This is a genomic window from Dapis purpurea BLCC-M126, assembly GCF_050015975.1.
GTDB lineage: Bacteria > Cyanobacteriota > Cyanobacteriia > Cyanobacteriales > Microcoleaceae > Trichodesmium.
The window spans coordinates 1-6835 of the sequence record NZ_JBNHER010000041.1 but is presented as its reverse complement, the minus strand read 5'-3'; the positions used below and the strand labels follow the sequence as shown (position 1 = coordinate 6835).

Sequence of the window (6835 nt, the reverse complement as noted above, 5' to 3'; positions counted from 1 at the left end):
ACCGTACGAAAAAAACTGTAGAAAAATGAAACAGCTTTTATCTTGATATTGGATTAACCAATACTGGCTGTACGGCACAGCTCACTATTCCCTCGGCAGTAAATGCCCCTGGGAATTTCTTTCTAATTATCTGAAGGCTACCATTAACGTCAGCATTGATCACTTTACCTGTTGAACTTCTGAACAAACCACGTTTGACTCGTTTACCTAAATAGTTTTGATGCTGACAAGGTGTTTCTAAGTCTAGTGCTGAAGTTTTACTGGTATAACTTTCTTCAGTTTCAATAACTTTGATGCCAACCAGTTGGCATTTATAAGTTATCTGTTGAATTAGCTTAGAGTGAGGTATTTGGGCAAAGTTTTGATTGTTTTTTTTGCCGATGTTTGCACCTTGTTTCCAATTATCATTTTTGCCTATGACTACAGTACCAATATCATTTGTGGTTAAATACTCAACCACTAAGAAACTGGTGTTATGCAGATAATTCTCCACAAAACGATTTCGGTGATAGGTTAACGCTTCAATCTTACGGCTAGTTTTTCTCTGGCCCTTGAGAACACTTTGATATTTAGCTTTTCGCTTGTTGTATAGCTGATTGACGCTTTTTAGTGGCTTCCCATTAACAAGCAGAGGTTTCACACCAGGCTTGTTTGTAGCTAGAGCAACTAATCTATCAATCCCTAAATCTATTCCTGCTACATATTTAGACTCTATCGGTTGTTGTTCAGTTTTTTCATACACAACTTCAATTACATAGCAGCCAGTTGCAGGTACTATCCTGACTTCAACTACAGACTCAACCACTACAGGTATTTTGATATAACTCATAGATAAGTGACAAATACCGTTCTTTAGTGGTGCTTTATATACAGACTCTTTTGAGTAGATAACTACATTTCGGCCTTTGGTTTTGTCCTTATACTTTGGTATTTTGGGTTTACCTAGAAACCTTTGTGGATGTTTTGACCATTCTTTTATAGCTTGAAAATAGCCACGCCAAGTTGCAATCAAGCATTTTATTATTTGTTTTGATACTTTAGTTGGCAAGGATCTATAAGCATCCGTATCTTTAGTGGTGTGGTACAGTTTAGTTAGATCAAGACTTTGACCTGTCGTGAAAAAATGCTGACGACAGTGATAGTTAGCCAAGTTATACAGGTTTTTTGACTTAAAAGCTAACTCATCGCACACCTGCCAATACTGATGTGTTCGTATAATTATATGTCTGTCAACAACTTTCATGGCTCTGTCTACTCAAATTTTGTTACCCTCGCCCGTGATTACTATAATGCTCGAAATTATTCATTGCCTAAATTTACGCTTTCTATTAACTGTTTAATATTACAATACTTTTCTACGTTTGACAACTATTTTCTACAGTTTAAGTTTAACAGTTAATTACCCATACTGTGAGAGTCGCATTACAATGGGGACAAGTAAGTATTTCGCTACTGTCTACCCACTCATAATCTTTACCTGTTGGTGGCAGTATGATAGGAATAGATATGGAAGGCAGTTTAAATTTAGTGTTACATTTAGGACATTCTCTAGTAGTCATTTTAGTTATCAGTTAGCCTCCTTCGGAGGAACTTCATTAACAGTACCTTCAGCTAAAGGTAGAGGCTTGAGACCTTATTTTTTGGTCATTCAATCTTTTTATTAGTGTTATTACTTCAATTTTACTATAAAGTTATAGACAATCTTGATAAAAAAATTTAAGAGTGTGGATTAAGATAAAACTATCAAATAAAAGGAGCGATCGCAATGACTTTGACTCTTGCCAAGTGGACAGTTGCAGAATATCATCAGATGATTGCAGCAGGAATATTAGTCGGACGCCGTGTGGAGTTACTGAATGGAGAAATTGTGGAAATGGCACCGGAGGGAGAATTTCATGCTTATAGCAGTGATGAGGCAGGAGAATATTTGATATATCTGTTAGGGGAACGTGCTAAAGTGCGTCAAGGTAAACCTATAACTTTGCCACAAAGTAATTCTGAACCGGAACCAGATATCGCAATTGTAGAACGTTTAGGCAGAGATTATCGTGAACATCATCCCTATCCAGAAAATATATTTTGGTTGATAGAGTATTCTAATTCTAGCTTGACTAAAGATTTGGAAGTGAAGAGCAAGATTTATGCTGCGGCAGGTATTCGAGAATATTGGGTGATTAATTTGTTAGATAGGGAAGTTGTAATTTTTCGTTCTCCTACTGATGCAGGTTATGAGTCGCAAGAAATTTTGAGTCAGGGGGTAGTTGTACCGTTGGCGTTTAGTGATGTGGAAGTTTCGGTGGAGAGATTATTTGGGGAGTAAGTTGGGAGGCGATCGCTCTGAAATATATAAACTTTAGATTACAAACCAGATATAACTTCTCCAATTAAACAATTAATAGTTGAAGCTTTTTTAAAATACTGTAGGTAGTGGTTTCTCCACGCTTTAACTTCAGCTAATGAACCAATTGCAGCACACCAAGATAACCAAGTTAACGATCCATTTGTCAAATGAGGTTGTCTTAGTTCAGGGAGTCCATGTTTTGAACTTTGAATCTCAAGGAGTTTCGCACGAGAAGTATCAGTTGCTGAACGATGCTCATAAAGTTGATGTAAGAGTTCACCAGTAACCTTAGTCTCCATTAAAAAGTCTTCACACATTTTAGCCATCCAAAATAGCTGATACTCTGTTAGGTGTTCGCCCGACTTCACCTTCTGTAAAATAACCCGAGCTACACTTTCTCGAGCATCAAAGGAAGCAGACTGGAAAAAATTGTAGCAACTTTTGGCTAGATTTGGGTATTCAAAAGCTATACCTAATATTTGATCGAAAACATCTTCCCATTGCTCCCCCATTAGAGTAAGTGTAAGTTCAGCATCTTCTTCAGTTATAGGATCGTTACTCAAAATATCCAAAATAAAATCCCTTTGCTCTGTAGTTAAAGATATGTAGTTATTATCATCAATTTCATCGTAATCTTGTAATAAATTTTCACGGATTTTTAAAAGTTCAACTTTTGTATCATCAATTTTTTTTAGGTAATAAATATTTGATTCTAAGGGAAGCTTGAGTTTAGCTTCATTAATAGACAAACCTTTGTTTCCTAGTAGAATTTGCATTTTGTACAAATCTTCATATAGAGTAGATTGATCGTTATCAAATAATGCAAAGTCATCCATAAATCTTAAATAGCTTTCCGAGCGTAAACCACCGTTATAATCTATGTATTGTAAATAAGAATTTCCAATCATTTTACATGGATATATACCTTGAGGTAAACAATCAATAGAACGACCTGAATTAATCTCTCTTAGGAACTTACCGAAAAATTTAGCATCATTATCATTCTCACTCAATATTTTAAACCAATTTTGAAGATCGTGATGATAAATGCTGTTGAAATAATTTGCAATATCCAGTTCCATTAAATATTTAAATTCATTTCTACAATTGTAATAATTTTCCTTGAATTCCTTATATGATTCTCTGCCTGGAACTGGCTTACCATCTCGGAAAATATATCCATAAGTACATCTATTACTATTTTTCAATAGTCGGAATTTATTCCTATATTGATATGCAATATCATAAATATACCACTCAGCAACGGGATCTAATTTCAAGGTTCTTCTGACTGCTCGATTAGGTTTATCTGAATAAACCCTTATCTGTGAAATAAAATTTTCTTGACCAGAGTATATTTTATTGATAAAATCTGAAAGATGTGATTGACCATTCTTAGCTATATACTCACTCAAGTTTAATGGAAATAATGTTCTCTTCAAATCATCTAAAATAAACTTAGATACTGAATTATTTACTTCATTATTCATATTGATTAAAATTAGACTAGAATTATCCCGTCATTTTAAGTTGAGATATCTATTCATACACTAGCAGATTATTACAATGTTATTTTAAGAAGTGTTTTGTATCATCCGCCACTATTTCAGCCATAATATCCCATTTCCTGACTCATTATACCAAATTTACCAGTAGGGAAATTCCATAGAAAATCCCCACACTTCCCCCTCTCTCTAACTATGGGCTACAGTTTCCATCAAAATTTTATGGGAACCAAGTTCGGGAGAATTATCGCTAGGACGACGCTGAATATACTGACCGTCTGCTTGTAAATCCCAAGCTTGGCGGTTGTCAGATAACAAAATACCCAGAATCTCTTGTAACTCTTTCGTGAGGTCAGGATCTTCGACAGGTGTAATAGCTTCAACCCGGCGATCGAGATTACGAGGCATCCAGTCAGCAGAACCAATATACACCTCCTCCTTACCTTTATTATGGAAGTAGAAAATGCGTGAGTGTTCTAAATAACGCCCGATAATACTCACCACCTTAATATTTTCACTCATATCCTTCAAACCGGGACGCAGACAACAAATACCACGGATAATCAAATCAATTTTCACTCCTGCTTGAGACGCTGCATACAAATTAGCAATGATTTCAGAGTCTACCAAAGAGTTCATCTTAGCAACAATACGACCAGTATCTCCATCTTTGCAATTCTCAATTTCCCGACGAATCAGTTTGATAAAGCGATCGCGCATATTCACAGGTGCCACCAACAACTTCCGATAAGACTGCTGCCGGGAATATCCCGTCAAGAAATTAAACAAATCTGCTAAATCTGCTCCCAACTCTGGGCGACAACTCAACAAACCCAAATCGGTATAAAGTTTAGCGGTCTTAGGATTATAGTTACCAGTACCAATATGAACATAACGACGGATGTGACCTTCCTCCTGACGTACCACCATCACTACTTTAGTATGAGTTTTCAGACCTGCTAAACCATAAACAACATGAACGCCAGATTGTTCTAACTTCCGCGCCCATTGAATGTTATTTTCTTCATCAAATCTTGCCTTCAATTCCACCAATGCTGCAACTTGTTTGCCATTTTCTGCCCCAGCAATCAAAGCATTGACAATAGGCGAATCTCCTGAAGTGCGGTAGAGAGTCATCTTAATCGCCAATACATTAGGATCGTGTGCTGCTTGGGTAATAAAACCTTGCACGGTACTTGCAAAAGAATGATATGGATGATGTACCAATAAATCTTTCTCACGAATGGCTGCAAAAAAGTCAATCCTATTCTTGTTATTAATGTCAGCAGCTCCTATATCGTCACCATGATGTCGTAACCGTTGTGGCATAGTAGATGTCCAACTTGGATCTTTAAGGTTTGGTAATGGCAACCCTAGGAATGACATTAAATCTTTTAGATCGAGTAATCCATCTACTGTGTAAACATCCTTTTCTGACAACTCCAACTTTTCCATTAATATTTTTTTTAACTTACTAGGCATTGTTGGGTTAATTTCCATTCTGACTACTGTACCACCTATACGCTGTTTTCGTAGTTCTTTCTGGATCGCTAAGAGTAAGTCATCACCCTCATCTTCTTGCACTGCTAAGTCAGCATCACGAGTAATCCGAAATAAGTGATATTCCTGAATATCCATACCAGGAAACAGAGAACCCAAATTGTGAGCAATGACTTGTTCGAGAGGTACTCCTATCCAATTTGGAGCCTGAATGTTTTCTTGTATTTGTAATTTTTCTGGTAAGGGCAAAAACCGAGGTAATATTTTTGGAACTTTAATTCTGGCTAATAAATCTTCCTGAGTTTCTGGATTTTTTAGCATTACTGCTAAGTTAAAACTAAGATTAGATAAATAAGGAAAAGGATGACTAGCATCAATAGCTAGAGGTGTAAGTACAGGAAATATGTGTTCTTCAAAATAGTTTTGTAGATATGTTTTTTGTTCTTTCTTTAGGTCTATATAATTTAGGATATAAATGCCATTTTTACCCAATTCTGGTCGTAAGGTTTCTTCAAAGAATTGGTGTTGTAAAGATACTATTGGTAATAGTCTTTGATTAATCCCATCTAATTGTTCTTGGGGAGTACGACCGTCAGGAGTTAACTTATGTACTTCAGCTTCTATTTGTTTTTTCAAAACTGCTACCCTAACCATAAAATATTCATCTAAGTTAGAACTAAAAATTCCTAAAAATTTTAAACGTTCTAATAGGGGAGTACGGGGGTCTAAACCTTCAGATAAAACCCTACGGTTAAACTCTAACCAACTAAATTCTCTGTTAAAGTAGTATTGTCGGTCACTGAGATTTTTGTCTACAGGAGTTTCTGTTGCATTCTTTTTATTTTTGGACATAATTAATTAGGCTATCTATTGATATTGGTTTAAATTTACATTGATTTTAAGGTAGTCTGGATAACTTGTAAAGTCTACTTTTTCTAAGAATTGACAGTGTAATTAGAACCTTTGATGAGTCTAGTTAAATTGCTGTTAAGGTTAAAACTTATTACCAGATGAAATAGTTTAAATAGTGCGGTCAATTTTAACCCAGTTAAAATATTTATCTAGATAAGTTATGCTTTGGTAAATAAATGTTTAAGTAATGATGATGTAAGCATTAAGCGGTCAGCATTCAGTTAGCCTCTTGCAGAAGAACTACCTTAACAGCTTCATTACCTTTAAACCAAGGTTGCTTCATTCATTAAAAACCTAATACCCTTTCACTAAATTGAGAATTCAGAATTGAGAATTGAGAATGCCAGATTTGATAGGCTAAAAACTCTCACAAAACAACAGTTTCAGGCAATTACTTGAGATTTACAGTTGGAAATTATTTGTGACATCCTTAAAGTGAATTGGTATAAGATATTACCTCTCATAGCTGAATACTTAGGGTGTAATATGCATGATAATGACTATGCTTGAAGTAGCATTCAGCTTATAGAACCCCTAAGCGTATCTTTATAAATATGCGCGTTAGCTAGGAGTTAGG

The 6835-nt window shown here is 35.6% G+C and carries 5 protein-coding genes; 1 reads left to right on the top strand and 4 read right to left on the bottom strand.

Annotation, left to right across the window (positions count from 1 at the left end):
• Positions 1–37 precede the first annotated feature (37 nt).
• On the bottom strand, positions 38–1243 hold the full coding sequence (locus ACP6PL_RS04505; protein WP_426542986.1) for an RNA-guided endonuclease InsQ/TnpB family protein: 1206 nt from the start codon (positions 1241–1243) through the stop codon (positions 38–40).
• A 145-nt stretch (positions 1244–1388) separates the two neighbouring features.
• Complete coding sequence (locus tag ACP6PL_RS04500) at positions 1389–1559, bottom strand: hypothetical protein (RefSeq protein ID WP_426542984.1); 171 nt, start codon at positions 1557–1559, stop codon at positions 1389–1391.
• A 206-nt stretch (positions 1560–1765) separates the two neighbouring features.
• On the opposite strand from ACP6PL_RS04500, the gene ACP6PL_RS04495 reads away from it, so the two are divergent.
• Entirely contained in the window at positions 1766–2320 is a 555-nt protein-coding gene (locus tag ACP6PL_RS04495; protein WP_426542982.1) for a Uma2 family endonuclease, read from the top strand.
• A gap of 38 nt (positions 2321–2358) precedes the next feature.
• Here ACP6PL_RS04495 and drt5 read toward each other — a convergent pair whose 3' ends face one another.
• Positions 2359–3831 carry an antiviral reverse transcriptase Drt5 gene (gene drt5 / locus ACP6PL_RS04490; RefSeq protein WP_426542980.1) on the bottom strand — a complete coding sequence of 491 codons (1473 nt, stop codon included), beginning with the start codon at positions 3829–3831 and terminating at the stop codon, positions 2359–2361.
• Positions 3832–4035: 204 nt separating this feature from the next.
• Positions 4036–6198, bottom strand: coding sequence for a polyphosphate kinase 1 (gene ppk1 / locus ACP6PL_RS04485; RefSeq protein ID WP_426542978.1), 2163 nt, complete (start codon positions 6196–6198; stop codon positions 4036–4038).
• Positions 6199–6835 lie beyond the last annotated feature (637 nt).

What these genes read in the sequence shown, in the direction of transcription:
- ACP6PL_RS04500 (WP_426542984.1), bottom strand. Translation starts at nt 1,559, where the DNA reads ATGACTACTAGAGAATGTCCTAAATGTAACACTAAATTTAAACTGCCT.
- ACP6PL_RS04495 (WP_426542982.1), top strand. Translation starts at nt 1,766, where the DNA reads ATGACTTTGACTCTTGCCAAGTGGACAGTTGCAGAATATCATCAGATG.
- ACP6PL_RS04505 (WP_426542986.1), bottom strand. Translation starts at nt 1,243, where the DNA reads ATGAAAGTTGTTGACAGACATATAATTATACGAACACATCAGTATTGG.
- ppk1 (WP_426542978.1), bottom strand. Translation starts at nt 6,198, where the DNA reads ATGTCCAAAAATAAAAAGAATGCAACAGAAACTCCTGTAGACAAAAAT.
- drt5 (WP_426542980.1), bottom strand. Translation starts at nt 3,831, where the DNA reads ATGAATAATGAAGTAAATAATTCAGTATCTAAGTTTATTTTAGATGAT.